This is a genomic window from Stenotrophomonas sp. YJH_SMC_65, assembly GCF_059369475.1.
On record NZ_JCAFSR010000017.1, the window covers coordinates 13,748 to 40,665 of the forward strand.

Genomic DNA, 26,918 nt, shown 5'->3' on the forward strand with positions numbered 1-26,918 from the left:
CATGAACCAGTCCAAGCGCATCGATCCCCTGCTCAAGCGGGCCCAGGAACACGAGGACGCGGTCGCCCGCGACCTGGCCGAACGCCAGCGCGTGCTCGACACCCATCTGTCGCGCCTGGACGAACTGCGCCGCTATGCCGAGGAGTACGCCAACGCCCAGATGGCAGCGACCAGCCCGGCACAGCTGCTGAACCGCCGCGCCTTCCTTGATCGCCTGGACAGTGCGGTCGAGCAGCAGCAGGCCACGGTCAACGGCAACCGCGAAAAAGTGGAGGCCGAGCGCGCGCGGCTGATCCTGGCCAGCCGTGACAAGGCGGTGCTGGAGCAGCTGGCCGCCAGCTACCGCGCGCAGGAAAAGGTGGTGACCGACCGCCGCGACCAGCGCGAGATGGACGACATTGGCGCGCGGCGCGCGCGCCTGGTGCAGGCCGAAGACCAGGACGGCTCCGAGCAGGGAGGCCGCCCGTGATGCCCGCCCCGCTCGCCAGCAGCGCCAACCCGGCCACGCCCGCCACCAGCAACAGTGCCGCACGCGCCGCGCGCAGCGAAGGCGCAAAGGACTTCAGCCAGCTGCTGCAGGGCGGTGCGCCCTCCGCGCCCGCGCCTGCCGGCAGCGCTACCACACCGACGCCGTCCACGCCCAGCCAGCCATCGACCGCCGACAGCAATGGCCAGGCACCGGGCGAACGCAGCGCGGACGCGGAAGCGGCAACTGCCGAAACGCCGCCGCTACCGCCCGTTGCCCTGCCCCCGGCTGGACCCGGCACCGACAAGGACAAGCCCGCCGCGACCGAGGACGCCCCGTGGCCACCGATCGGCCTGGCCGGCCTGGTGCTGGCGATGCCGACGCCTGCCGATCCGGCCGTCGCTCTGGCGGGCAGCGCTGCACCGTCACTGGCCAGCGACGGTACGGCGCTATCCACCACTGCCCCCGCCGCGACCCCGACACTGCCTGCAGCCGCGCCGGCAGCGGCAACCGCAGCCCCCGTGGCGGCCGACGGCAAACCGGCGGCGACCAGCGCGGAGGATGCCACCGCGCTGCCATTGCCGGCGATGATCCTGCCCGGCAAGCGCAGCGAGCGCGGCGAAGGCAGTGACGTGGCCGCCGTTGGCGACCGCGCAAATACACCGTTGCTGCACGCACCGGCAGCCGCCGCCGTGCAGGACCTGAAGGCGGCGCTCGCCACCGGCAACGCGATCTTCAATGGCGAACCCACGCCCAAGCCCGTGCTGGGTGACGATGGCTTCGACCAGGCCATCGGCGCACGCCTGGGCTGGCTGGCCGACCAGAAGATCGGCCATGCCCACATCCGCCTGAGCCCGGACGACATGGGGCCGGTCGACGTGCGCCTGCAGTTGAACGGCGACAAGGTGCATGCCAGCTTCAGCAGCCCGCACGTGGACGTGCGCCAGGCACTGGAAAGCAGCCTGCCGCGCCTGCGCGAGCTGCTGGGCGAACAGGGCTTCCAGCTGGCTCACGCCGATGTCGGCCACCACGCGTCTGGTGGTGACGGCAATGCGTCGGGACAACCCGGTGGCGGCGGCATGACCGGCGACGGAGAACCGACGCCGGGCGATGCCAGCGTGTCGTCCGCGCAGTTGATCCGCCAGCGCGGCTTGCTGGACGCCTACGCCTGACAGGTGTGCCAACCAAGGTTGGCACCCACCAGGGCAGGCGGTTGGCACCTCCCCGTATTGCGTTGGTGGGTGCTGAGCTTGCTCCGCACGGCCCTACCTGCACCCCGACGGAATTCCGTCGCACCCTGCGGGCCCGGCCTTCGGCACACCCCTTGCATATCCCGGTGAAGCAACCCTCAGGAGCTTCACCCCGTGGCCGCAGCCGCTGACAAAACCAAGAAGACCGCCGAGAAGGACAAGGCCGCCAAGCCGCGTAGTCCGATCCTGATCACCGCACTGGTGGCCGTACTGGCCGCCGCTGCCGCTGGTGGCGGCGTGTGGTTCTTCACCCAGTCCAAGCACGAAGAGAAGACCGCGCAGGCGCCCAAGAAGAGCGCGACCCCGGCCCCGGCACAGTACTTCGCGCTGGACCCGGCGTTCGTGGTCAACCTCAATGGCCCGGTCGACGGCCCGCGCTACCTGCAGCTGGAGGTCCAGCTGATGACCCGCGACCCGGCCGCGCTGGAAGCGATCAAGACCCATGCCCCGGCCATCCGCGCGCGCCTGCTGATGCTGTTCTCGCAGGTCAGCCCGGACCAGATCGCCGATGTCGCCGGCAAGCAGAAGCTGCAGGCCAGTTCGCTGGCCGAGGTGCAGAAGGTGCTCAAGGCCGAGACCGGCAGCAACGGCGCCGACGATCTGCTGTTCACCAGCTTCGTGACCCAGTAAGGCCCCCCCGATGAATGATCTGCTGTCCCAGGACGAGATCGATGCCCTGCTCCACGGCGTGGACAGCGGCGCGGTCGAGACCGATGCGGAACCCCCGTCAGGCGAAGCGCGCTCGTACGACTTCGCCAGCCAGGACCGCATCATCCGTGGTCGCATGCCGACCCTGGAAATGGTCCACGAGCGCTTCGCGCGCCTGTGGCGGATCGGCCTGTTCAATCTGATCCGGCGCTCGGCCGAGCTGTCGGTGCGCGGCATCGAACTGATCAAGTTCAACGACTACATGCACTCGCTGTATGTGCCGACCAACCTGAACCTGATCCGCTTCAAGCCGCTGCGCGGTACCGGCCTGATCGTGTTCGAGCCGACCCTGGTGTTCGCCATCGTCGACAACTTCTTCGGCGGCGACGGGCGCTACCCGACCCGCATCGAGGGCCGCGAATTCACGGCCACCGAAATGCGGGTGATCCACCTGCTGCTGAAGCAGACCTTCGCCGACCTGCGCGAAGCGTGGGCACCGGTGATGGACGTCGACTTCGAGTACATCAACTCGGAGATCAACCCGCATTTCGCCAACATCGTGACCCCGCGCGAGTACGTGGTGGTGTGCCGCCTGCACGTCGAGCTCGACGGCGGCGGCGGTGACATCCACGTCACCCTGCCCTACTCGATGCTGGAACCGATCCGCGAACTGCTCGACGCCGGCATCCAGAGCGACCGCAACGACCGCGACGAGAGCTGGGGCAAGACCCTGCGCGAGCAGCTCAACATCGCCGAAGTCACCCTGTCCAGCGTACTGGCCAGCAAGCGCATGACCCTGCGCGACCTGACCCAGTTGAAGGTCGGCGACATCCTGCCGATCGAGCTGAGCCCGCAGGTGCCGCTGTGCGTGGAGAACATCCCTGTGTTCACCGGCGAGTTCGGCATCGCCAACGGCATGAACGCCGTGAAGATCACCGCTACCCATCCGCCGGGCACCCGCCCGCGCGTACCCGTCATCCAGGAAGACCCGCAATGAACGATATCGACGCCCTCGAACCGACCCCGGCCCAGTTCAGCAGCCTGCAGGCCGACGAGGCCAACGGTCCGGACCTGAACCTGGACGTGATCCTCGATGTGCCGGTGACCCTGTCGCTGGAAGTCGGTCGTGCCCGCCTGCCGATCCGCAACCTGCTGCAGCTCAACCAGGGTTCAGTGGTGGAACTGGAGCGCGGTGCCGGCGAATCGCTGGACGTGTTCGTCAACGGCACCCTGATCGCCCACGGCGAAGTGGTGGTGATCAATGACCGCTTCGGCGTGCGCCTGACCGACGTGGTCAGCCCGAGCGAGCGGATCCGGAGACTGCGTTGAGCCTGCTGGCCTCCACCCTGCTGGCGGTCGGCAAGACCGCAGCGCCGATCGGCCCGCAGGTCGGCCAGCACGCGGCCGCCGCACCCAGCCTGTTCGGTGCGGTGCTGGCGCTGCTGGCGGTGCTGGCGCTGGTGATCGGCCTGGGCTGGCTGCTCAAGCGCATGCCCGGCAGCGGCTTCCGCCCGGCCGAAGGCATGAAGCTGGTGGCCAGCCTCAGCGTCGGCGCCAAGGAGCGCGTGGTGGTGGTGGAGGTCAACGGCCAGCAATTGCTGCTGGGCGTCACTGCCGGCGGCATCAACACCCTGCATACCCTGCCCGAACCGTTGCCGCCACCGGCGCCGGTGCGCGTGCCGGATTTCAAGAACCTGCCGAATTTCGCCCAGCTGCTGCAGCAGCGGCTGCGCAAGGACCCCTGACATGCGTGTCACCCGTACCCGTGTTGCCACCCTGATGCCGTGGCTGCTGTTGCTTGCCCTGTGCCTGTTGCCGGTGCTGGCGTTCGCCGCGCCCGGCGCCCCGGCCACCCCGCTGCCGGACGTCAACGTCGGCAAGATCGGCGGCCAGCCGGTCAGCCTGCCGCTGCAGACCCTGCTGCTGATGACCGCGATCACCCTGATCCCGTCGATGCTGCTGGTGCTGACCTCGTTCACCCGCATCATCATCGTGCTGGGCCTGCTGCGCCAGGCACTGGGTACCGGCCAGACGCCGTCCAACCAGGTACTGCTGGGCCTGGCCCTGTTCCTCACCGCGATGGTGATGATGCCGACCTGGGACAAGGCGTGGAGCACGGGCATGGCGCCCTATCTCAACGGCGACATCGACTTCCAGACCGCCTGGACATTGACCACGCAGCCGCTGCGCGGGTTCATGCTGGCGCAGATCCGCGAGACCGACCTGATGACCTTCGCCGGCATCGCCGGGCACGGCACCTACGCCAGCCCCGATGCGATCCCGTTCCCGGTGCTGGTCGCTTCGTTCGTCACCAGCGAACTGAAGACCGCTTTCGAGATCGGCTTCCTGATCTTCATTCCGTTCGTGATCATCGATCTGGTCGTCGCCAGCGTGCTGATGTCCATGGGCATGATGATGCTGTCGCCGATGCTGGTGTCGGCGCCGTTCAAGATCCTGCTGTTCGTGCTGGTGGATGGCTGGGTGCTGACCGTGGGCACGCTGGCGGCCAGCTTCAATCCCGCGTGACGCGATCCGGCGCGATTGAAAGACAGTCGAGCATGGCTCGACTCTATATAAGAAGGTGGAACCCGAATGTCTCCCGAACTTGCCTTGACCGAACTGCGTGGCGGCCTGATCACCGTGCTGTGGGTGGCCGGCCCGCTGCTGCTCACCGTACTGGTGGTGGGTGTGGTGGTCGGTGTCGTGCAGGCTGCAACGCAGCTCAATGAACCGACCATCGCCTTCGTCGCCAAGGCGGCGGCGCTGACCGCAGTGCTGTTCGCGCTGGGCAGCCTGCTGATCGGCCACCTGGTTGAATTCACCACGCTGCTGTTCCAGCGCATTCCGCACCTGATCGGCTAGGACACGCGCTTCGATGGATGCCGCGACACAGATGGCGGCCGACGGCCTGCAGGCCTTCGGCATGATCGGCACCGTGCTGTGGACCATGCTGCGCATCGGCGCGGTAGCCATGGCCATGCCCATGGTCGGCACGCGTGCGGTGCCGTCGCGGGTGCGCGTGGTACTGGCCGGCACCCTGGCCATTGCACTGGCGCCGCTGCTGCCACCGGTACCGGACTGGACCGGCTTCGACGCGGCTACGGTGCTGACCATCGCGCGCGAACTGGCCATCGGCGTTTCCATCGGTTTCATGCTGCGGCTGGTATTCGAAGCCGGTGCGATGGCCGGCGAACTGATCGCGCAGGGCACCGGCCTGGCCTTCGCGCAGATGAGCGACCCGCTGCGCGGTGGCACTTCAGGTGTGATCGGCCAGTGGTTCTACCTGCTGTTCGGCCTGCTGTTCTTCACCGCCAACGGCCACCTGGCGTTGATCTCTTTGCTGGTCGACAGCTACCGCGCACTGCCGATCGGTGCTCCACTGCCCGATCCGCACGCCTTCTTCAGCATCGCCCCGACCTTCCTGCTGACCGTGCTGCGCGGCGCGCTGAGCCTGGCCATTCCGCTCACCGTAGCGATGCTGGCGGTGAACCTGGCCTTCGGCGTGCTGGCGCGTGCCGCCCCTGCGCTGAATCCGATCCAGCTGGGCCTGCCGGTCTCGCTGCTGCTGGGCCTGTTCCTGCTGGCCCTGCTGGCCGGGGAAATGGGTCCGCCGGTACAGCGCCTGTTCGACGCCGCCTTCCAGGCTGCGGACGCGGTCACACACTGACCCGATCATCACGTTCTACTGCTTGCCATGCATTTGTTTCTGTAGAGCCGAGCCCATGCTCGGCTGCCGCTCCTGCCGAAGGCAGCCGAGCATGGGCTCGGCTCTACAGAGGCGCAATTTCACGTATTGCCGCTTGAAGTCCCCCCCGGTCTGCGCGTTAGAGTGAATGCGCGGCAACCGGGGGGATGCCGCACATGGCCGGCGTCGTGCGTCGGCCTGCCTCATGCATGCCCCACCGTGGTTTCCGTCGACAGGCAGGTCCGGGAGACTGACGAATGCTGGTAGGCACGTACAACCCGTGGCTGGTGGCGATCTCGCTGCTGGTCGCCGTGATGGCTTCATACACCGCGCTGGCGATGGCCGGGCGCACGGTGACCGCACCGGGCAGGGGCGCGGCCTGGTGGTGGCGGCTGGGCGGCGGCTTCGCCATGGGCCTGGGCATCTGGTCGATGCATTTCATCGGCATGCTGGCTTTCGACCTGCCCATTCCATTGGGCTACGACCTTCCCATCACCCTGCTCTCGCTTGCGCTTGCCATCGCCTCATCGGTGTTCGCGCTGTGGCTGGTCTCGCTGCGCACCCTGCCCCACCCGCGATTGGCGGTCGGCGCCCTGCTGATGGGCACCGGCATCGCCGGCATGCATTACGTTGGCATGGCTGCAATGCGCATGCAGCCGGGAATCGACTACGACCCGGGCTGGCTGCTGTTCTCGCTGATGGTGGCGGTGGCTGCCTCCTGGACCGCGCTGTACGTGGCGTTCCGGCTGCGCGCCCAGCGCACCCGCATCGGTGATCGACTGGCGGCGGCGGGCCTGCTCGGCCTGGCCATCGTCGGCATGCATTACACCGGCATGGCCGCTGCGCGCTTCCCGGAAGGCAGCGTCTGCGGCGCGGCGGTCGGCGATGGCCTGCAGAACGAGTGGCTGGCGATGCTGGTGGTAGTGCTGACCGTGGCGATCCTGGCCGTGGTGCTGGTGGTCTCATGGCTGGACCAGCGCGTGGAAGCGCAACTGCTGCGGCTGCGCAATTCGATGCTGAGCACCTCGTTGACCGACGCGCAGCAGGAACTGACCCAGGCCGCGCTGCACGATCCTCTCACCCGCCTGCCCAACCGCCTGCTGCTGCAGCGGCGCATCGTGCAGGCACTGGCCGAGGCCGAACAGGGCGGCAACCGCTTCGCGGTGATGTTCATGGACCTGGACGGCTTCAAGCAGGTCAATGATGCCTATGGCCATCAGGCCGGTGATGCGCTGCTGGTGGCGGTGGCCGAACGCACCCGCCAGCTGCTGCGCCCGCACGATATGCTGGCACGGCTGGGCGGCGACGAGTTCGTGCTGGTGGTGCGCATCGAGCACGACGAGGACCTGCCGACCCTGGCCCGGCGCATCCTGCAGGCGGTGGGCAGCGGCCCGTTGCTGCCGGACAACGAACTGCAGGTGACCGCCAGCATCGGCGTGGCGATCTGCCCGGACCACGCCGCCAGCGAGCGCCAGTTGATGGCCTTCGCCGACGCGGCGATGTACCAGGCCAAGGAGTCCGGTCGCAACGCCTTCGTGCTGTTCGCCGACTGGATGAACGACAGTGCCGAGCAGCAGTTCCGGCTGCTGGCCGACCTGCGCCGCGCCATCGGCAGCGAGCAGCTGTTCCTGCACTATCAGCCGAAGATCCGCGTGGCCACGCAGAAGGTGGCCGGCGCCGAAGCGCTGATCCGCTGGCGCCATCCGGAACACGGCCTGATTCCCCCCGACCGCTTCATCCGCCTGGCCGAGCGCAGCGGTGCGATCAACGAGATCGGGCGCTGGGCGCTGGACCAGGCCTGCCAGCAGCTGCGGCGCTGGCACGACACCGGGCATGAAAGCTGGTCGATGTCGGTGAACCTGTCGCCGGTGCAGTTCAGTTCGCCGCACCTGCTGCAGGATGTGCGCGAGGTGATCGAGCGCCATGGCATTGCCCCGCGCCACCTGGTGCTGGAGATCACCGAAAGCACCGTCATGCGCGATACCGATACCAGTCTTCGCCTGCTGCAGGCGCTGTCGGCGCTGGGCGTGGGCATCTCCATCGATGATTTCGGAACCGGCTATTCCAGCCTGCTGTACCTGAAGCGGCTGCCGGCCACCGAGATCAAGATCGACCATGCGTTCGTGCGCGACCTGGAACACAGTGCCGAAGACGTTGTGATCGTCTCGGCGATCGTGGCGCTGGGCCATGCGCTGGACATGGACATCGTCGCCGAGGGCGTGGAGACCGCCGCGCAGCGCGCCTACCTGGAACGCCTGGGCTGCGACTTCCTGCAGGGATACCTGCTGGGCCGCCCGGTGGATGCGGCGCGCTTCATGCAGCTGCACGACCTGCCCCGGCCGCGGGTGGAACTGGCACAGAGCCCGCCGCCGCAATACCCGCCCGGCTGACACCGGGCCACGCGCGCCCGCCATCACGGAACGATTCCTGCGGCACTCTCCTGTAGAGCCGAGCTCATGCCCGGCTGTGCTTCGCGCCTGGCCCCAACCGTAGCCGAGCGTGGGCTCGGCTCTACAGAACGGGCCGTCGGTAGATCCACGCCAGGCGTGGAACGGTTCTTGCACGCACCCCGGCACCCCCTGCCGCAGTGCCTGTGATGTCCGAGAACGAATCCGCCGGCGAAAAGACCGAACAACCCACCGAAAAACGCCTGCGCGATGCCCGTGAACAGGGCAACCTGCCGCGCTCGCGCGAACTCGGCACCGCCGCCGTGTTCGGCGCCGGCGTGCTGGCGGTGATGGCCATGAGCGGCTCGATCGGCCGTGGCGCCACGGCCTGGATGAAGCACGCGCTCAGCCCCGAACAGAGCCTGCGGCAGAACCCGAAGGAACTGTTCGGCCACTTCGGCGACCTGCTGCTGCAGTTCATGCTGGTGATCGCACCGCTGGTGCTGGTCTGCCTGCTGGCCAGCTTCGTCGCCCCGCTGGTGATGGGCGGCCTGCGCTGGTCGCAGAAGGCGTTGCTGCCCGACATCAACCGCATGAACCCGATGAGCGGGCTCAAGCGCCTGTATGGCCCGGAGGCGATTGCCGAATTCACCAAATCGCTGCTGCGCGTGGCCTTCGTCGGCGTCGCCGCCGGGCTGGTGGTCTGGACCGGCTTCGACACCCTGCGCGGGCTGATCCACCACCCGCTGGAAACCGCCATCACCGATGGCCTGGGCTTCACCCTGCGCCTGCTGCTGGCCACCGCCGGCGCGATGCTGGTGCTGGCCGCCATCGATGCGCCGTACCAGCGCTGGAACTGGATGCGCAAGCTGAAGATGACCCGCGAGGAACTGCGCCGGGAAATGAAGGAAAGCGAGGGCAGCCCCGAGGTGAAGGGCCGCATCCGCCAGCTGCAGCAGCAGATGGCCAACCGCCGGATGATGGAGGCGGTGCCCACTGCCGACGTGGTGGTGGTCAACCCCACCCACTACGCGGTGGCCCTGAAGTACGAGGGCGGCGCCATGAACGCCCCCACCGTGGTCGCGCTGGGCGTGGACGAAACCGCCCTGCGCATCCGTGAAGTGGCCGACGGCAACAAGGTGGCGATCGTCTCCGCCCCGCCTTTGGCACGCGCCTTGTATCGGGAAGGCCAACTCGGAAAGGAAATCCCCGTGAGACTGTATTCGGCCGTCGCCCAGGTCCTGTCCTACGTCTACCAGCTGCGCGCCTGGCGCACTGGCCCGATGCCGGACGCCCCGCACATCCAGGTGGATGAATTCGGCAAGGGAGGCCGCCCGTGAGCGCCCAGCCCTCCGCCGGTTTCAACACCCGCCGCGCCCTGGAAATGATCCGCCAGGGCCTTGGCGCGCCGCTGATCGTGCTGGCCCTGCTGGCCATGGTCGTGGTGCCGCTGGCCGCGCCGGTGCTCGATGCGCTGTTCACCTTCAACATCGCCATCTCGCTGATGGTGCTGCTGGCGGTGGTCTACGTGAAGCGCCCGCTGGACTTCACCATCTTCCCGATCGTGCTGCTGATCACCACCATGCTGCGGCTGGCGCTGAACGTGGCCTCCACCCGCGTGATCCTGCTGAACGGCCAGAACGGCCATGATGCCGCGGGCAAGGTCATCGCCGCCTTCGGTGAATTCGTGATCGGCGGCAACTATGCGGTCGGCATCGTGGTGTTCGCGATCCTGACCATCATCAATTTCGTGGTCATTACCAAGGGTGCGGGCCGCGTTTCGGAAGTGACCGCGCGCTTCATCCTGGACGCGATGCCCGGCAAGCAGATGGCGATCGACGCCGACCTCAACGCCGGTTTGCTGACGCGTGAAGAAGCCAAGCTGCGCCGCGAGGAAGTGCGTGAGGAAGCCGACTTCTACGGTGCGATGGACGGCGCCAGCAAGTTCATCCGCGGCGACGCCATCGCCGGCATCCTGATCCTGTTCATCAACATGCTCGGTGGCCTGGCGGTGGGCGTGCTGCAGCATGGCATGCCGTTCGGCGAGGCCGCTGCGACCTATACCCTGCTGTCGATCGGTGACGGCCTGGTGGCGCAGCTGCCGGCCCTGCTGGTCTCCAGCGCGGTGGCGATGCTGGTCACCCGCGCCTCGCGCTCGCAGGACATGGCCCAGGCCATGACCGGACAGGTGTTCGGCCAGTACCGCGCGCTGGCGATCACCGCCGGCATCATCGGCGTGGTCGGCCTGGTGCCGGGCATGCCCAACGTCGCTTTCCTGACGCTGGCCGCGATCCTCGGCTTCATCGCCTGGAAGCTGTACCGCAAGGGCAAGGCGCCGGCTGCCGATGCGGCAGGCGGTGGCACCGATGCCGCCGCACTCAACGCACTCGGCCGCCCGGCCGCACCGGCACCGACTGCCGAACTGAGCTGGGACGAACTGCGCCCGGTCGATCCGCTGGGCCTGGAGGTCGGCTACCGGCTGATCCCGCTGGTGGACAGCAACCAGGGCGGCGAACTGATGGCGCGCATCAAGGGCGTGCGCCGCAAGCTGACCCAGGATGTCGGCTTCCTGATCCCGTCGGTGCACATCCGCGACAACCTGGAACTGCCGGCCAACGGCTACCGCGTGCTGGTGCACGGCGTGCCGGTGGCCACCGCCGAGATCCACCCCGACCGCGAGCTGGCGCTGGACCCGGGCAGCGCGCTCGGCGCGCTGGAAGGCATCGCCGGCAAGGACCCCGCATTCGGCCTGGACGCCACCTGGATCCAGCCGCACCAGCGCGCCCAGGCCGAAACGCTGGGCTACACCGTGGTCGATCCGGCCACCGTGGTCGCCACCCATCTGTCGCACCTGATCCGTGAGCACGCGCCGGAACTGCTCGGCCACGAAGAAGTGCAGCACCTGCTGGCCAACCTGGCCAAGAGCGCGCCCAAGCTCGTCGAAGATCTGACGCCGAAGGCGTTGCCGCTGTCGGCGGTGGTGCGCGTGCTGCAGAACCTGCTGGTCGAGCGCATTCCGATCCGCCAGCTGCGCAAGATCGCCGAGGCACTGGTCGAACATGCGCCCAGCAGCCAGGACCCGGCCGTGCTGACCGCCGCTGTTCGCACCGCACTGGGCCGCTTCATCGTGCAGGAGATCGCTGGAATGTCGGCGGAGCTGCCGGTATTCACCCTCAACCCGCAATTGGAACGTGTCTTGCAGGAGTCCACGCAGGGCAACGGCGCCGCGCTGGAACCCGGACTCGCTGAGCGACTGCACCAGAGCCTGGCCGAATGTGTCAGCAAGCAGGAAGCCCGCAACGAGCCCGCGGTCGTGCTGGTACCTGGCCCGGTGCGCGCCGCGCTGGCCCGCCTGGTCCGCCACAGCGTTCCGTCGCTGTCGGTCCTGGCCTACAGCGAGGTGCCGGAGGACAAGCGCCTGAAGCTGGTCGGAACGATCAGCTGACGCCGCCCTGCGATGCGCCAGAAAACAGACACCACTTTCGAACCAACGCAACAGACAGATACCAAGGGGAACCCGCACCGTGCAGACCACCGACCACCCGAGTTCTCCGACCGCCACCCCGCCGTCTTCGCCCCGTGACCACAGCATGAAAATCAAACGATTCGTCGCCGCCGACATGCGCTCGGCCATGAACCTGGTGCGCAAGGAACATGGTCCTGACGCCGTGATCCTGTCCAACCGCCGGATCGAGGAAGGCATCGAGATCGTCGCCGCCGCCAACTACGACGAGAGCGCCGTGCAGCGTGCACTGGAAGCCTCGCGCCGTGACGTCGCACCGCCGCCGGCACCCAAGCCGCGCACCGCCGCCGACGCGGTGATCGCCGCCGTCACCCGCCGCCGCAGCAGCACCCCGGCGCCGGAACCGGTCGCGGCCACCACCTCGGCAGTGGCCGCCCTCGCCCGCGCCGCCGTCGGTGCCACCGGCCGCACCCTGGACAGCGCCGACGAGATCGTGCCGACCCGGGGCAGCACCGGCTTCGCCGCCACCCTGGCCCGCGCCGCCGTCAACGAACCGGCACCGCCGGACCAGACCTTCGCGCCGTTCGCCGAGGCCATCGTTGCACCGGCCGCCACCGTGCCGGCCAACCGCGCGCGCTTCCAGATCGACCCGCCGCACGAGGCGCATCACGAAAGCGTGGCCCCGGCCGTGCAGCCGCCGCCGCTGCCGACCGCTGCCGTGATCGACGCGCAGCCCGGGATCGCCGCCAGCGAACCGGCAGCGGTCGAAGCCGCCGTCGAAGCCAGCCCGGCCCCCATGCTGGCCCCGGCACCGACGCTGACCGTGGTTGCCCAGGACGACGCCGAGATCCGCCAGCTGCGCCAGGAAGTGGCCGGCATGCGCCAGGTGATCGAGCGCGAGATGAACCGCTTCACCGACGAGCGCCTGCGTGGCAGCCCGGTGCGCGCCACCGCGCTGGACCTGATGGACGAGTACGGTTTCGACGCCGGGCTGGCCCGCGACGTGGCCATGCAGATCCCGCTGGAAACCGAAGCCCATCGTGGCCGCGGCCTGATGCTGGGGCTGATCTCGCGCAAGCTGCCGATCGCCCCGGTCGACCCGCTGGAGGAAGGCGGCGTGATCGCGCTGGTCGGCCCGACCGGCGCCGGCAAGACCACCACCATCGCCAAGCTGGCCTCGCGCTTCGCCGAGAAGCACGCCCCGCGTGACGTCGCCCTGGTCACCACCGACACCACCCGCATCGGCGCCCGTGAACAGCTGTATGGCTACGGCCGCCAGCTCGGCATCGCCGTGCACGAGGCCAACAGCGGCACCGACCTGGACCAGCTGCTGGAACGCTTGAAGGACTACAAGCTGGTGCTGATCGATACCGCCGGCCTGGGCCCGCGCGACCGTGCCCTGGCCGCCCAGCTGCAGTGGCTGCGCGCCGCGCGCCAGGTGCGCACCCTGCTGGTGCTGCCGGCCAACACCAGCTTCGGCGACATGGACGAGGTGGTGCGCCGCTTCGGTGCGGCCAACCTGCAGGGCCTGGTGCTGAGCAAGCTGGACGAGACCGGCCGCTTCGGCAACGCCCTGTCGGTGGCCGTGGACCACGCCCTGCCGATCACCTGGGTGACCGATGGCCAGGACGTCCCGGAGGACCTGCACCGGGCCAGTGCAGCCAATCTTGTACTTCGCCTTGAAGATTTGCGCCGAGCGGCCGATATGCCCTGCAACCCGGAGTTGAACCATGCCGTCGCGTGAGTACGCCAAGCTGACCAAGACCTTCCCGCTGTCGGCCACCCGCAGCGAGCCGCTCGGCCCTGTGCGCACCATCGCCGTGACCGGCGGCAAGGGCGGCGTGGGCAAGACGAATGTGTCCGCCAACCTGGCGGTGGCGCTGGCCGGCATGGGCAAGCGCACGCTGCTGCTGGACGCCGACCTCGGCCTGGCCAACATCGACGTGATCCTGGGCTTGAACCCCACCTTTACGCTGGCCGACCTGGTGGCCGGCCGCTGCTCGCTGGACGACGTCATCGTCGAAGGCCCGAACGGCGTGCTGGTGGTCCCGGCCGCTTCCGGCCGCCGGCACATGGCCGAGCTTGCCCCGGCCGAGCATGTCGGCCTGGTCAACGTGTTCTCCGAACTGGAACGCGAGCTGGACATCATGGTGGTCGATACCGCCGCCGGCATCACCGACGGCGTGCTGACCTTCTGCCAGGCCGCGCAGGACACCGTGGTGGTGGTCTGTGACGAACCGGCCTCGATCACCGACGCCTACGCACTGATCAAGGTGCTGTCGCGCGAGCGCGGCGTGGACCGCATCCAGGTGGTGGCCAACATGGTGCGCGACCCGAACGAGGGCCGCGTGCTGTACGAGAAGCTGACCCGCGTCTGCGAGAAGTTCCTCGCCGATGTCTCGCTGAACTACCTGGGCTGCGTGCCGCAGGATGACTGGCTGCGCCTGTCGGTGCAGCGCCAGCAGCCGGTGGTGAAGGCCTATCCATCCAGCCCGTCGGCGCTGGCGATCACCGAGATCGCACGCCGCACCGCGCGTTGGCAGGCACCGACCGAACCGCGCGGTGGCGTCGAGTTCTTCCTCGAACGCATCCTCAAGCAGCGTGGGGTGGCCGCATGAAAGGCGCAGCCCACCAGTACAGGGAAGTCCAGCGCTCGGCGGCCAACGAGGTCATCGCCCAGCATTCGGACCTGGTGCGACGCATCGCCCACCACCTGGCCGCGCGCCTGCCGGCCAGCGTCGAAGTCGATGATCTGATCCAGGCCGGCATGATGGGCCTGATCGAAGCCTCGCGCAGCTACGACGCCGACCAGGGCGCCTCGTTCGAGACCTATGCATCGATCCGCATCCGCGGCTCGATGATCGACGAGATCCGCCGTGGCGACTGGGTGCCGCGCTCGGTGCACCGCCGTGCCCGTGATGCCGCCGCCACCATCCGCCGCCTGGAACAGAGCACGGGCCGTGCCGCCAGCGCCACCGAAGTGGCCGCCGCGATGGAGATGCCGCTGCCCGAGTACCTGAGGCTGATGGAAGACGCCGCACGTGGCCAGGTGCTGAGCCTGGAGTCGCGCATCGAAGACCAGGGCGAACTGGATACCGTCGCCCAGGGCGGCCCGACCCCGCAGCAGGTGCTGGAGCGCGGCGAGTTCGGTCGCGAGCTGGGCAAGGCCATCGGCCACCTGCCCGAGCGCGAACAGCTGGTGCTCTCGCTGTACTACGAGCAGGAGCTGAACCTGAAGGAGATCGGCGCGGTGCTCGGCGTGAGCGAGTCGCGGGTCTGCCAGATCCATGGCCAGGCCGTGCTGCGCCTGCGCGGCCGCCTGAAGATTTTCGAGGCCGTCGACGCCGGCCTGGAAGAATGAACATCCCCGAGGCGACTGCCCCCGGTCGCCCGGAATGAACAACAAAGGAACTCTGCTTTGAACAAGAACATGCGCATCCTCATCGTCGACGACTTCTCGACCATGCGTCGAATCGTCAAGAACCTGCTGGGCGATCTGGGCTTCACCAACACCGCCGAAGCCGAGGACGGGCATGCCGCGCTGTCGCTGCTGCAGAGCCAGCCCTTCGATTTCGTCGTCACCGACTGGAACATGCCGGTGATGACCGGCATCGAACTGCTCAAGGCGATCCGTGCCGACGCCAAGCTGAAGACCCTGCCGGTGCTGATGGTCACCGCCGAAGCCAAGCGCGAGCAGATCATCGAAGCGGCCCAGAACGGCGTGAACGGCTACATCATCAAGCCGTTCACCGCGCAGACGCTGGAAGAGAAGCTGGGCAAGATCTTCGAACGCCTGGCGGCCAGCGCCTGATGGATACCACGGTCGACAAGAACGCCCTCGCCCTGCGACTGCAGGAAGCCCTGGATGCCCTGGAGTCCGGTGACGAAGCCGCCTGGCGGCAACGCATCGACGGACTGGTCGCGCTGCGCACGCAGCCGATGATGAGCGGCCTCTCGCGGCTGGCCCGCGAGCTGGGGCAGGCCCTGGGCGAACTGCCGACCGTGCCCAGCGAGGCCGGCGAACTGGACGATGCGTGCGCACGTCTGGACCACGTGGTGGCGATGACCGAACAGGCTACCCACCGCACCCTGGACCTGGCCGAGGAATGCCGCAGCCTGACCGAGCAGCTGCGCGCCGAAGGCCTGCAGCCAGGCCAGGACGTGCAGCTCGAGCGCATCCGCCACAACCTGACCGAGATCGCCCTGACCCAGAGCTACCAGGACCTGACCGGGCAGATCATCCGTCGCGTGGTCGGCATCGTCCGCCGCGTGCATGAAGGCTTCGGCGCGCTCGGCCTGCCGCCGGAACAGCATCGCACCGACCCGGAACTGGCCGGGCCGGCACTGAAGGGACTGGACCGCCACGCGGTCTCGCAGAACGACGCCGACGACCTGTTGTCGGATCTGGGGCTGTAAGCATGAGCGCGGTATCCGACGACATCACTGCCGATTTCATCATCGAGGCACAGGAAATCCTGGATCGCCTCGGCGAACAGCTGGTGTCGCTGGAGCAGGCACCGCAGGACACCGAACAGCTCAACGCGGTGTTCCGGGGCTACCACACGCTCAAGGGCGGCGCGGGTTTCCTCGGTGTCACCGCCATGGTCGAGCTGTGCCACGCCGCTGAAGAAGCGCTGGGCGCTGCACGTGCCGGCCAGGCCGTGCTGCAGGCCCATCACTTCGACGCCGCCCAGCAATCGCTGGACTACCTGCAGTCGATGCTCGATGCCGTGTCTTCCGGCACCGAGCCGGGCTATGCACCGCCGGACCTGATCGCCCAGTTCGACGTGCATGGCGGTGCAGCAGCGCCTGCCGCCGCTGCCGCCGCACCGGCGGCCGGTGCCGGCGACCTGATCACCGATGACGAGTTCGAGGCGCTGCTCGACCAGCTGCACGGTGGCAACGCACCGACTGCGGTGGCGCCGGCAAAGAAGGCCGACGACGGCCTGATCAGCGAAGATGAGTTCGAAGCCCTGCTCGACCAGCTGCACGGTGGCGCCGCACCCGGCGCCAGGCCCGCGGCTGCGGTGGCGCCGGCACCGATCGCCGCCCCGCGCCCGGCCGCCGCACCGGCACCGGTGGCCAAGCCGGCCGCCAAGCCGCTGGCCGAAGCCGAACACACCGTGCGCGTGGACACCAAGCGCCTGGATGCGATCGTCAACCTGATCGGCGAACTGGTGCTGTCGCGCAACCGGCTCAAGACCCTGCGTGCGCGCCTGCGCGACGAGGAGCTGGACCGCGCCGTGTCCACCCTGGACATCGCCACCGCGCGCCTGCAGTCGGCGGTGATGCGCACCCGCATGCAGCCGGTGGGCAAGGTATTCTCGCGCTTCCCCAAGGTCGCCCGCGACGTCGCCCGCTCGCTGAAGAAGGAAGTGGACCTGGAGCTGATCGGCGCCGAGACCGAGCTCGACCGCAACCTGGTCGAAGCGCTGGCCGACCCGCTGGTGCACCTGGTCCGCAACGCCATCGACCATGGCGTGGAAATGCCCGACCTGCGCGAAGCGCAGGGCAAGCCGCGGATGGGCCATGTGCGGTTGTCGGCGCAGCAGGAAGGTGACTACGTCAGCATCGAGGTGCAGGACGATGGCGCCGGCATCGATCCGGAAAAGCTGCGCGCGAAGGCACGCGAGAAGGGCCTGATCGATCCGGAAGCCGCCGCCCGCCTGAGCAGCGAGGAGTGCCTGCACCTGGTGTTCCTGCCCGGCTTCTCGACCAAGCAGCAGGTCACGGATATTTCCGGGCGCGGCGTCGGCATGGACGTGGTGCAGTCGCGCATCCGCGAACTCAGCGGGCAGATCCAGATCCAGTCGGAGCTGGGCCGCGGCAGCCGCTTCCTGATCCGCGTGCCGCTGACCCTGGCGATCCTGCCGACCCTGCTGGTGCAGGCCGGCGAGGACGTCTATGCGCTGCCGCTGGCGCGCGTGATGGAGGTACTGCACGCGCCGCGCACCTCGCTGGGCTGGTTCGATGGCCGTGCCGTGCTCGACCGCCGTTCGCACACGCTGCCGCTGGTCGATCTGCGGCAGTGGCTGGATGTGACGCCGGCCGCATCGACCCTGCTGACCATCGTGGTGCTGCAGGCCGGCGAAGCGCGCTTCGGCCTGGTTGTGGACCAAGTCCGTGGGCGCGAGGAAGTGGTCATCAAGCCACTGCCGAAGGCCCTGCGCGGCCTGCGTGGTTACGCCGGTGCAACCTTGATCGGCGATGGTCGCATGGCGCTGATCCTGGATGTGGATGGCCTGCGCAGCCCGCACGACTGACCCGCTTGCTGAACCCGTAAAACCGTGAAGTCGCACCAGTAGCCCGTACCGGTGTCTCAAGTCCCATTCATACAAGCCGATACCGGATCCATGGATAGACTCAGCCTCATTGGACTCTTTCTCGCCCTGGCCTCGCTGGTCGGTGGCAGCATCCTCAAGGGCGCCGGCCTGGCGTCGTTGTGGTCGCCTGCGGCGTTCGTGATCGTCATCGTCGGCACCGTTGCCGCGATCCTGCTGCACACCTCGCCGGCGGTGTTCAAGCATGCGTTCAAGATCGTGCGCTGGGTCGTGCGCCCGCCGCACAGCGATCGCCGCGAACTGATCCAGCAGATCGTCGAGTGGAGCAACATCGCCCGCCGCCAGGGCCTGCTCGGCCTGGAATCGCAGGTGGAAGCGCAGCAGGACCCGTTCCTGCGCAAGGGCCTGCAGCTGCTGGTGGACGGTGTCGAGCCCGAATCGATGCGGCACATGCTGGAAATCGAACTGGGCAGCCAGGAACACCAGGACCAGGCCGGCGCCAAGGTGTTCGAAGCGATGGGCATCTACGCACCGACGCTCGGCATCATCGGCGCCGTGCTGGGCCTGATCGCGGTGATGAAGAACCTGGCCGACCCGAGCAAGCTCGGCCACGGCATCGCTGCGGCGTTCACCGCCACGATCTACGGCATCGCCTCGGCCAACCTGCTGTTCCTGCCGATCGCCGCCAAGCTCAAGAGCGTGATCTCGCACAACACGCGCGACCGCGAAATGGTCATCGAAGGCCTGATCTCGATCGCCCAGGGCGAGAACCCGCGCAACATCGAAACCAACCTCTCCGGCTTCCTGCACTGACATGGCCCGCCGCAAGCACCACGAAGAGCACGCCAACCACGAAGCATGGGCGATCCCCTATGCCGACCTGATGACGCTGCTGCTCGCCTTCTTCGTGGTCATGTACGCGATCTCGTCGGTGAACGAGGGCAAGTACCGGATCATGGCCGACGCGCTCACCGATGCCTTCGGTGGCGCGCCGCGCACGATCAATCCGGTGCAGGTGGGCAACAAGCAGGTGCAGGGTGGCGGCTGGGACAGCCCGTCGGTGATCAAGTCCGGCACCAAGATCGGACCGTCCGCGCCGGCGCCCTCGCACGACCCGACGCTGCTGCCGTCGATGGCCTCGCAGATGCGCATGCCGGTGTCGGTGCACAACCAGGAGCAGATCGCCCGTGCCGAGCGCCAGCTCAACACGATTGCCGACCGCCTCACCGCCGCCCTGGCGCCGCTGATCGACCGCGGCATGATCAGCGTGCGCCGCACGGAACTGTGGATCGAGGTCGAGATCAACAGCGACATCCTGTTCCCCACCGGCTCGGCCGCACTGGACGTACATGCGCGGCAGACCCTGGCCAGCCTGGCCGAGGTGCTGCGCGACGTGCCCAACAGCGTGCGCGTGGAAGGCCACACCGACAACGTGCCGATCGCTACCGCCACCTTCCCGTCGAACTGGGAGCTGTCGGCCGGGCGCGCCGCCAGCGTGGTGCATCTGTTCGCCGACCAGGGTGTGCAGCCGTCGCGGCTGGCGATGGTCGGCTATGGCCAGTTCCGCCCGCGCGAAGAGAACGACAGCGCACAGGGCCGCAACCGCAACCGCCGGGTGATGGTCATCATCCTGGCCGACACCTCGCATTCGGTGGACCCGCTCGGCCAGCGCCTGAACGCAGCCACCGGCGCCACCGGCAGCACCGTCACCGAACAGGCCGCCGCAACGCCGGCCAGCGCCCCCACCTCCCCCATCGCACCGGTGACGTTGCCACCGGTGCCGGCTGGCAGCCGCGTCGGCGCCGCCGTTCCCCCGGCAATGAAGGAGTAATCCGATGCGCATCTGGGCAGTCGCCAACCAGAAGGGCGGAGTCGGCAAGACCACCACCACCCTCGCCCTCGGCCGCGGCCTGGCCGCGCTCGGCCATCGCGTGCTGCTGATCGACCTCGATCCGCATGCTTCGCTCAGCCGCGCCTTCGGCGTGCCGGTGGACCCGCCGCCGGCCGGCGTGCTGGAGCTGTTCGGCGCACCGCCGGCGGACCTGTCCGGCCTGTGCCATGCCAGCAACATCCAGGGCCTGGACTACGTCTGCGCGCAGTCCGCGCTGGCCACGCTGGAACGCCGTAGCGCCAACCAACCCGGCCTCGGCCTGGCCCTGCAGAACGCGCTGGCGCGCCACCAGGGCCAGCACGACTACATCCTGCTGGACTGCGCACCGACGCTCGGCCTGCTGATGATCAACGCACTGGCTGCCGCCGATCGCCTGATCATTCCGACCCAGGCCGAGCCGCTGGCGCTGCACGGCCTGGATGGCATGGTCCGCACCGGCGAGATGGTCGAGCGTTCGCGCCGCCGGCCGCTGCCGATCTCGATCCTGCCAACCCTGTTCGACCGCCGCACCCGCGCCGGCAACGAGTCGCTGCGCACCATGCAGGACCGCCATGGCAGCCGCGTCTGGGAAGACGCGATTCCGATCGACACCCGCATCAGCAACGCCGCCGGGCTGACCCTGCCGAGCGTCGGCGAAGACTACCCGGGGCGTGGCCTGGCTGCCTACCGGCGCGCCTTGAACTGGATCCTCGGCGAGGATGCCCGCGCCCTGGAGCAGGCCGCATGAACAGCACCGGCATCCTCGACGACTACCTGGACGAACTGCTGGGCGAGGCGATCGCCCCGGCCGCCGCTCCCCTCCCCGCGCCAATCAGCACCGCCCCGGCCACGGCCACCGAAGCCGCCGCCGAACGCGAACCCACCTGGGATGACCTGCCGGCCGAGGTGATCTACGAAACCGAAACCGAGAGCGTTGCCGCTGCCCCTGCCGTGGACAATGCCGCACTGGAAGCCGCTTTCGATGCCGCGTCCGCGCCCGTCAGCGTGATCGATGCCGAACGCGAACCCACGTGTGACGACCTGCCCGCTGAAGTGATCAACGAAACGGATGCCGTCGTCGCGGCCCCGGCCGAGGATGAGGCTGCACTGGAGGCCGCCTTCGAGGCCGCCGCCGCGCCGGCCAGCGCCGGGTCCACCGAACGCGAGCCGACCTGGGATGACCTGCCCGACGAGGTCATCCACGAAACCGCGCCGGCACCCGCTGCGGCCGCTGCGAACACCGGCCCGGAACCGACCTGGGACGATCTGCCGGACGAAGTGATCTACGAGACCGACCCGGCGGACAGCCATCGTCTCGCCCACACCGACAGCCCCGGCCTGCAGGCCGCCTTCGAGGCGGCCGCTGGTGGCGAAGACGTGCCTGCGCCGCCGCCCGCCGTGGTCGCAGCGCCGGTGCCCCCCCCGGCGGCACGCCCTGCACCGGCCCCGGCCGCACGCGCCGCCACGCCGCCGCCGCGCGTCGCCGTCGATGCACCCGCAGGCAACCGCCCCGGCACCTGGCAGGAGCTGCAGGCGCAGGCCCACCAACCGGCCCGCAGCCCGCATCCGCAGAACCGTCGTGCCGGTGAACGCACCTCGCGCTGGCTGCGCCTGCGCTGCGGCACCCAGGCCTATGCGCTGGAACTGCTGAAGGTCCAGGAGGTCGTGCTGCCGGTGCCGCTGCTGCCGTTGCGCGGCACCGCTGCCGCCATGCTGGGCATCATGAACCTGCGCGGCCAGGTGGTCCCGGTGATGGACCTGGGCCTGCACCTGGGCGCGGCTGCCGCCGAGGACGACGCCCAGACCCGCATCGTGGTGCTGGAAGAAGACGGCGAGACCATCGGCCTGCGCGTGTCGGCGGTGGAAGATGTCGCCAACCTCACCGATTCGCAGATCGAACCTCCCGATACCGCACGCATCTGCCAGATTTCCAACGACCTGTTCCGCGGCGTGGCCCGGGTCAGCCAGCGCCCGATGATCCTGCTCGACGCCACACGGCTGTTGAGCTGACCCCCAAAAAGGGGACGGAGGGGATTAAGTCGCAAGTGGCTCGGCGCTTGGCGCCGAAGCGGTGCCTGTCGGGGACGCAAGGAGTTGATCGGTTGGATCAACACCTTGCGTCCCCACTGCGCGGTCGCCGTTGCCGAGGGGGCTGCGGCAGAGCCAGGTCGCTTGCGACTTAATCCCCTCCGTCCCCTTTTCAACAGCGACCGCATCGACGCACCGCGTCGATTCTTCTAAAGAACCCCACCGGGGTGCCGTTATGGATCACGGAACCGTTTGTCCGGAGCAACGATGAGCACTGTCGAACTGGGTGGGGATCTCGGCATCGAGAGCACTACCGAGCTCAAGAACCGCCTTGCCCCCCTGGTGGAGCAGGCAGGCGAGCTGACCCTGGATGCCAGCCAGGTCGCCCGCATCCACACGGCCGCCGTGCAGGTGCTGTGTGCGTTCGTGCAGGCCCGCCGCGAGGCAGGCCTGGGCACCGGCTTCCACGGTTGCACTGCAACCTTCCGTGACGCCGCGCGCCTGCTGGGCGTCACCCAGGCCCTCGGCCTGGACGTAACCCATGACAACCTGAAATCTGTGGAGAACGCTGCATGAGCGCACGTATCTTGGTGGTGGACGATTCGGCGTCGATGCGCCAGATGGTGTCCTTCGCCCTCACCTCGGCCGGTTTTGCCGTCGAAGAAGCTGAAGACGGCGCGGTCGCGCTCGGTCGCGCCAAGGGCCAGCGCTTCAATGCGGTGGTTACCGACGTCAACATGCCGAACATGGATGGCATCGCGCTGATCCGCGAACTGCGCCAGCTGCCGGACTACAAGTTCACCCCGCTGCTGATGCTGACCACCGAATCTGCCGCCGACAAGAAGTCCGAAGGCAAGGCCGCTGGCGCCACGGGTTGGCTGGTCAAGCCGTTCAATCCCGAACAGCTGGTCGCCACCGTGCAGAAAGTGCTGGGCTGATCGCCCGGCACCGCTCCCCCTCTTCGCTTCCGGACCACCACTGCCATGAGCATGGACCTGCAACGCTTCCACGCCACCTTCTTCGAGGAGAGCCGCGAAGGCCTCGACGCGATGGAGGCTGGCCTGCTGGCCCTGGAATCGGGGCAGCAGGACGCGGAGATCATCAATTCGGTGTTCCGCGCTGCCCATTCGATCAAGGGCGGCGCCGGCACCTTCGGCTTCGACGCGATCGCCGGCCTGACCCACGTGCTGGAAACGCTGCTCGATGAGCTGCGCGCCGGCAAGCGGGCACTGGAAGGCCACGCCGTCGACGCCATGCTGTCTTCGGTGGACGTGCTGCGCGCCCTGCTGCGCGAAGCCGAACATGGCCAGGCTGCCGATCCGGCTGCCGTCGCTGCGGTGAAGGCACGCCTGGAAGCGGTTCTGTCCGGCCAGGCCGCAGCGAGCGCCCCGGCGGCCGCCGCAGCCAAGGTGGACGATACGCCGGAAGCCTGGCAGATCGGCTTCACCCCGGCGCCGTCGCTGTTCATGAGCGGCAACGACCCGCTGCGCATCATCCGCGAACTGGAACACCTCGGTTCGCTGCAGGTCGCCGCGCGCATGGACCGCCTGCCGGGCTTCGCCCAGCTCGATCCGCTCGAAGCACACCTGGCGTGGGACCTGGGTCTGGTCGGCAAGGTGCCGCGCAGCAAGATCGAAGACACCTTCGCGTGGGTACTGGACGACTGCGAGCTGGACATCCGTCCGGCCGCACCGCCGAGCCTGGCCACCCAGGCGCCGGCCGCGGCTGCTCCCGCTCCGGCGGCAGCGTCGCCGTCGGCACCCGCCGCGCCTGCCGCCAGCGGTGGCGCCAGCCAGGAAGCGGAAACCTCCATCCGCGTCAGCGTCGACAAGGTCGACGCGCTGATCAACCTGGTCGGCGAACTGGTCATCACCCAGGCCATGCTCAAGCAGGTCTCGCATGCGCTGGACCCGGTCCACGCCGAGAGCCTGTTCGCTGGCCTGGACCAGCTTGAACGCAACACCCGCGACCTGCAGGAAGCGGTGATCGGCGTGCGCATGCTGCCGGTCGATGCGGTGTTCCGTCGCTTCCCGCGCCTGGTCCGCGACCTGTCCAGCCGCCTCGGCAAGCAGGTGCGGCTGCGCACCGTCGGCGAAGGTACCGAGCTGGACAAGGGCCTGATCGAGAAGATCGCCGATCCGCTGGTGCACCTGGTGCGCAACTCGATCGATCACGGCCTGGAAATGCCCGACGTGCGCCGCGGTGCAGGCAAGGACGAAACCGGCACGATCACCCTGGCGGCCTCGCACCAGGGCGGCCACATTGTCATCGAAGTCAGCGACGACGGTCGCGGCCTGGACCGCGCCAAGATCCTGGCCAAGGCCACCGAGCGCGGCCTGGCGGTGCCGGACAACCCGACCGATTCGCAGGTCTGGGACCTGATCTTCCAGCCCGGCTTCTCCACGGCCAATGCAGTCACTGACCTGTCCGGTCGTGGCGTCGGCATGGACGTGGTCCGCCGCAACATCCAGGCGTTGGGGGGCGAGGTGCAGATTGAAAGCAGCCTCGGCGCTGGCACCCGCACGCTGATCCGCCTGCCGCTCACCCTGGCCATCCTCGATGGCATGACCGTGGCGGTAGCCGGTGAGACCCTGATCCTGCCGTTGGCCTATGTGCTTGAGGCGTTGCAGCCGCAAGCCGAGGACATCCGCAGCATGGCCGGCGAAGGCCGCGTGCTGCGCGTGCGCGGTGAATACCTGCCGATCCTGTCGCTGAGCGAGTACTACGGCTACGGCAACCGTGCACCCGGCAGCGAATCGCTGGTGGTGGTGGTCGAAGGCGATGGCCAGAAGATCGCCCTGGAAGTGGACGAACTGGTCGGCCAGCAGCAGGTGGTGGTGAAGAACATCGAGAACAACTACCGCCGCATCGGCGGGGTGTCCGGTGCGACCATTCTCGGCGACGGCCGCGTCGCATTGATCGTCGACATCGGCGGGCTGGTGCGTTCACTGCGGATGCCGCAGGCCGCCTGATCCACACTGCATGCGTGTACTGGACCGCCGCCCTTCGGGGCGGCGGTTTTTGTTTGCGCGCTCCCCGGCGGTGGGGTCAGATCCCTTTCCTGCGGAAAGGGATCTGACCCCACCTCTTCCGTGAACTCCGTCGGCGCCGTGCTTTCGCATGCAACTACGCCATGCAAGCGAAAGCCCCGCCGCTGCGCCACTTCCGCGCCGTCATCCCTACGCCACCGAATGTGACATGCGTCCATAAAGTCCATCCGGACTGCGCCGCTATTTCGCTTTGACGGCCGTCACCGAACCCCACCGGGCACCACCGTTCGCTCTGCAACCACCCCCAAACCGGCGCACAGACGCCGGCACTCTGCCCACCTGGAGCACCCTGCATGAAGTGGTTCCAAGATCTGCCCATCGCCCGCAAGCTGGCCGTGGGGTTCACCCTTACCACCCTGATGACCCTGGTCCTCGGCGCGTTCGCCCTGCTGCGACTGAGCGAAGCCAACGCGCAGCTGCGCGAGATGGCCGGCAACGACATCCCCTCGGTCCAGCACCTGGGCGAGGCGCGCTCGCAGCTCGGTGAGTTCCGCACCTACGAACTGGCCCAGCTGAGCATGCTCGACCAGCCGGAGAAGGTCGCCGACTACAACAAGCGCATGGACGACACCGCCAAGGCCGTACATGACGAACTGGCGGCGTACGCGGCGCTGCCGGCGCTGGACAAGGAGCGCGAACTTTATCGCGCCGCCAGCACCCAGCTGGATCGCTACTTCGCCGCCAACAAGGCGATGCGCGACGCCGTGGCCGCCGGTGATGGCGCGCAGGCCCAGCAGATCTCCGATGAGCAGTCACGCCCGGCGCGCCGCGACCTGTTCGCTGCGATGAAGGCACTGGGCACCCACATCGCCGGGCAGATGGACGGCAAGATCGCCGACGCCAACGCCACCCATCGCACCAGCATGATCGCCATCATCGGCTGCATCGTGCTGCTGTCGCTGGTGGCCGCCGCGCTGGCCATCGTCATCTCGCGTGCAGTGACCGGCCCGCTGGGCAAGGCCGTGCATGCCATCCAGGCGGTTGCCCGCGGCGACCTCAGCGTCAGCACCCAGGCCACCAGCAAGGACGAAGCCGGCAGGATGCTGGCCGCCACGACCGAGATGACCGCAATGCTCCGCCGCTTCAGCGAGCAGACCCAGCTGATGGCACAGATGCACGCGGGACCGGACATCAGCCATCGCATTCCGGAAGATTTCCCGGGTGTCTATGGCCAGCTGGCCGGCGGCATCAATACGGTGATCTTCGAGCACCTGGATGCGATCCGCGATGCCATTGACGTGCTCAACCAGTACGCCATCGGCAATCTCACCCCGGATGCACGCCGCCTGCCCGGCAGCCGCGCGATCCTGCACGAATCGATGGACGCGGCCAAGGCCAGCCTGCTGGCGATCAATTCGCAGATCCAGCAGCTGGCCGCGGCGGCCGCTGCCGGTGACTTCAGCCAGCGCGGCGACGCACAGCGTTTCCAGCATGACTTCAAGCTGATGATCGAGCATCTCAACACCATGATGCAGGTGGCCGACGGCAACCTCGGCCAGCTCTCGCAGCTGCTGCAGTCGATCGCCGCCGGCGACCTGACCGCGCGCATGGAAGGCCAGTTCAATGGCGTGTTCGCGCGCATGCGGGATGATGCCAACACCACCGTTGCACAGCTGACCCAGATCGTCGGCCAGATCCAGGCCAGCGCCTCCAGCATCACCCTGGCCGCCGGCGAGATCGCCTCCGGCAACAGCGACCTGTCGCGCCGCACCGAGCAGCAGGCCGCCAACCTGGAAGAAACCGCCGCCTCGATGGAGGAACTGACCTCCACCGTGCGCCAGAACGCCGAG

Annotated in this window: 26 protein-coding genes; all 26 read left to right on the plus strand. The window is 68.3% G+C overall.

What is annotated here, in order from left to right; all coding sequences use genetic code 11:
• Nucleotide 1: 1 nt before the first annotated feature.
• Nucleotides 2-469 (plus strand): flagellar export protein FliJ, encoded by a 468-nt coding sequence (gene fliJ / locus AC5P7A_RS20890; protein WP_049441916.1) that lies wholly within the window; start codon nucleotides 2-4, stop codon nucleotides 467-469.
• The gene (locus AC5P7A_RS20895; protein ID WP_126412101.1) at nucleotides 469-1,638 is read left to right on the plus strand and encodes a flagellar hook-length control protein FliK; all 1,170 of its coding nucleotides are present in this window, start codon (nucleotides 469-471) and stop codon (nucleotides 1,636-1,638) included. Before fliJ ends, AC5P7A_RS20895 begins: the two co-directional genes overlap by 1 nt.
• A gap of 192 nt (nucleotides 1,639-1,830) precedes the next feature.
• Nucleotides 1,831-2,346, plus strand: coding sequence for a flagellar basal body-associated FliL family protein (locus AC5P7A_RS20900; protein WP_049441913.1), 516 nt, complete (start codon nucleotides 1,831-1,833; stop codon nucleotides 2,344-2,346).
• Between the two features lie 10 nt (nucleotides 2,347-2,356).
• Nucleotides 2,357-3,361, plus strand: coding sequence for a flagellar motor switch protein FliM (gene fliM / locus AC5P7A_RS20905; RefSeq protein ID WP_014647040.1), 1,005 nt, complete (start codon nucleotides 2,357-2,359; stop codon nucleotides 3,359-3,361).
• Nucleotides 3,358-3,693 (plus strand): flagellar motor switch protein FliN, encoded by a 336-nt coding sequence (fliN, locus tag AC5P7A_RS20910; protein WP_005409543.1) that lies wholly within the window; start codon nucleotides 3,358-3,360, stop codon nucleotides 3,691-3,693. Before fliM ends, fliN begins: the two co-directional genes overlap by 4 nt.
• The gene (gene fliO, locus AC5P7A_RS20915) at nucleotides 3,690-4,109 is read left to right on the plus strand and encodes a flagellar biosynthetic protein FliO (RefSeq protein WP_014037105.1); all 420 of its coding nucleotides are present in this window, start codon (nucleotides 3,690-3,692) and stop codon (nucleotides 4,107-4,109) included. Before fliN ends, fliO begins: the two co-directional genes overlap by 4 nt.
• 1 nt (nucleotide 4,110) lies before the next feature.
• The gene (fliP, locus tag AC5P7A_RS20920) at nucleotides 4,111-4,890 is read left to right on the plus strand and encodes a flagellar type III secretion system pore protein FliP (protein ID WP_014647039.1); all 780 of its coding nucleotides are present in this window, start codon (nucleotides 4,111-4,113) and stop codon (nucleotides 4,888-4,890) included.
• A 66-nt stretch (nucleotides 4,891-4,956) separates the two neighbouring features.
• Nucleotides 4,957-5,226: a flagellar biosynthetic protein FliQ gene (locus AC5P7A_RS20925; protein ID WP_005413254.1), complete on the plus strand. Its 270-nt coding sequence runs from the start codon at nucleotides 4,957-4,959 to the stop codon at nucleotides 5,224-5,226.
• 13 nt (nucleotides 5,227-5,239) lie between these two features.
• Entirely contained in the window at nucleotides 5,240-6,031 is a 792-nt protein-coding gene (gene fliR / locus AC5P7A_RS20930) for a flagellar biosynthetic protein FliR (protein ID WP_046430450.1), read from the plus strand.
• A 275-nt stretch (nucleotides 6,032-6,306) separates the two neighbouring features.
• On the plus strand, nucleotides 6,307-8,439 hold the full coding sequence (locus AC5P7A_RS20935) for a putative bifunctional diguanylate cyclase/phosphodiesterase (protein ID WP_075076495.1): 2,133 nt from the start codon (nucleotides 6,307-6,309) through the stop codon (nucleotides 8,437-8,439).
• A gap of 206 nt (nucleotides 8,440-8,645) precedes the next feature.
• Complete coding sequence (gene flhB, locus AC5P7A_RS20940) at nucleotides 8,646-9,776, plus strand: flagellar biosynthesis protein FlhB (protein ID WP_014037101.1); 1,131 nt, start codon at nucleotides 8,646-8,648, stop codon at nucleotides 9,774-9,776.
• A gap of 44 nt (nucleotides 9,777-9,820) precedes the next feature.
• Nucleotides 9,821-11,881 (plus strand): flagellar biosynthesis protein FlhA, encoded by a 2,061-nt coding sequence (gene flhA / locus AC5P7A_RS20945; RefSeq protein ID WP_153643679.1) that lies wholly within the window; start codon nucleotides 9,821-9,823, stop codon nucleotides 11,879-11,881.
• Between the two features lie 145 nt (nucleotides 11,882-12,026).
• Nucleotides 12,027-13,643: a flagellar biosynthesis GTPase FlhF gene (gene flhF / locus AC5P7A_RS20950; protein WP_346601573.1), complete on the plus strand. Its 1,617-nt coding sequence runs from the start codon at nucleotides 12,027-12,029 to the stop codon at nucleotides 13,641-13,643.
• Entirely contained in the window at nucleotides 13,630-14,517 is an 888-nt protein-coding gene (locus tag AC5P7A_RS20955; protein WP_005416424.1) for a MinD/ParA family ATP-binding protein, read from the plus strand. The genes flhF and AC5P7A_RS20955 overlap by 14 nt, the downstream gene beginning before the upstream one ends.
• Nucleotides 14,514-15,260: an RNA polymerase sigma factor FliA gene (locus AC5P7A_RS20960; protein ID WP_014647032.1), complete on the plus strand. Its 747-nt coding sequence runs from the start codon at nucleotides 14,514-14,516 to the stop codon at nucleotides 15,258-15,260. The genes AC5P7A_RS20955 and AC5P7A_RS20960 overlap by 4 nt, the downstream gene beginning before the upstream one ends.
• Nucleotides 15,261-15,317: 57 nt before the next feature.
• Nucleotides 15,318-15,710 carry a chemotaxis response regulator CheY gene (gene cheY, locus AC5P7A_RS20965; protein WP_005413247.1) on the plus strand — a complete coding sequence of 131 codons (393 nt, stop codon included), beginning with the start codon at nucleotides 15,318-15,320 and terminating at the stop codon, nucleotides 15,708-15,710.
• Nucleotides 15,710-16,315 carry a protein phosphatase CheZ gene (locus tag AC5P7A_RS20970; protein WP_049441909.1) on the plus strand — a complete coding sequence of 202 codons (606 nt, stop codon included), beginning with the start codon at nucleotides 15,710-15,712 and terminating at the stop codon, nucleotides 16,313-16,315. Before cheY ends, AC5P7A_RS20970 begins: the two co-directional genes overlap by 1 nt.
• 2 nt (nucleotides 16,316-16,317) lie before the next feature.
• Nucleotides 16,318-18,162 carry a chemotaxis protein CheA gene (locus AC5P7A_RS20975; protein ID WP_069116912.1) on the plus strand — a complete coding sequence of 615 codons (1,845 nt, stop codon included), beginning with the start codon at nucleotides 16,318-16,320 and terminating at the stop codon, nucleotides 18,160-18,162.
• A gap of 90 nt (nucleotides 18,163-18,252) precedes the next feature.
• Complete coding sequence (locus tag AC5P7A_RS20980) at nucleotides 18,253-18,993, plus strand: flagellar motor protein (RefSeq protein WP_005409527.1); 741 nt, start codon at nucleotides 18,253-18,255, stop codon at nucleotides 18,991-18,993.
• Between the two features lies 1 nt (nucleotide 18,994).
• Entirely contained in the window at nucleotides 18,995-20,011 is a 1,017-nt protein-coding gene (gene motD, locus AC5P7A_RS20985; protein ID WP_014647029.1) for a flagellar motor protein MotD, read from the plus strand.
• Nucleotides 20,012-20,015: 4 nt separating this feature from the next.
• On the plus strand, nucleotides 20,016-20,798 hold the full coding sequence (locus AC5P7A_RS20990; RefSeq protein ID WP_014647028.1) for a ParA family protein: 783 nt from the start codon (nucleotides 20,016-20,018) through the stop codon (nucleotides 20,796-20,798).
• Nucleotides 20,795-22,060: a chemotaxis protein CheW gene (locus tag AC5P7A_RS20995; protein ID WP_495220568.1), complete on the plus strand. Its 1,266-nt coding sequence runs from the start codon at nucleotides 20,795-20,797 to the stop codon at nucleotides 22,058-22,060. Before AC5P7A_RS20990 ends, AC5P7A_RS20995 begins: the two co-directional genes overlap by 4 nt.
• Nucleotides 22,061-22,345: 285 nt before the next feature.
• Nucleotides 22,346-22,654: an STAS domain-containing protein gene (locus AC5P7A_RS21000; protein WP_014647026.1), complete on the plus strand. Its 309-nt coding sequence runs from the start codon at nucleotides 22,346-22,348 to the stop codon at nucleotides 22,652-22,654.
• Nucleotides 22,651-23,016, plus strand: coding sequence for a response regulator (locus AC5P7A_RS21005; protein WP_005409521.1), 366 nt, complete (start codon nucleotides 22,651-22,653; stop codon nucleotides 23,014-23,016). Before AC5P7A_RS21000 ends, AC5P7A_RS21005 begins: the two co-directional genes overlap by 4 nt.
• Before the next feature lie 45 nt (nucleotides 23,017-23,061).
• Entirely contained in the window at nucleotides 23,062-25,050 is a 1,989-nt protein-coding gene (locus tag AC5P7A_RS21010) for a chemotaxis protein CheA (protein WP_495220569.1), read from the plus strand.
• A gap of 371 nt (nucleotides 25,051-25,421) precedes the next feature.
• The coding region (locus AC5P7A_RS21015; protein ID WP_495220570.1) for a HAMP domain-containing methyl-accepting chemotaxis protein at nucleotides 25,422-26,918 on the plus strand (1,497 nt) is incomplete at its 3' end.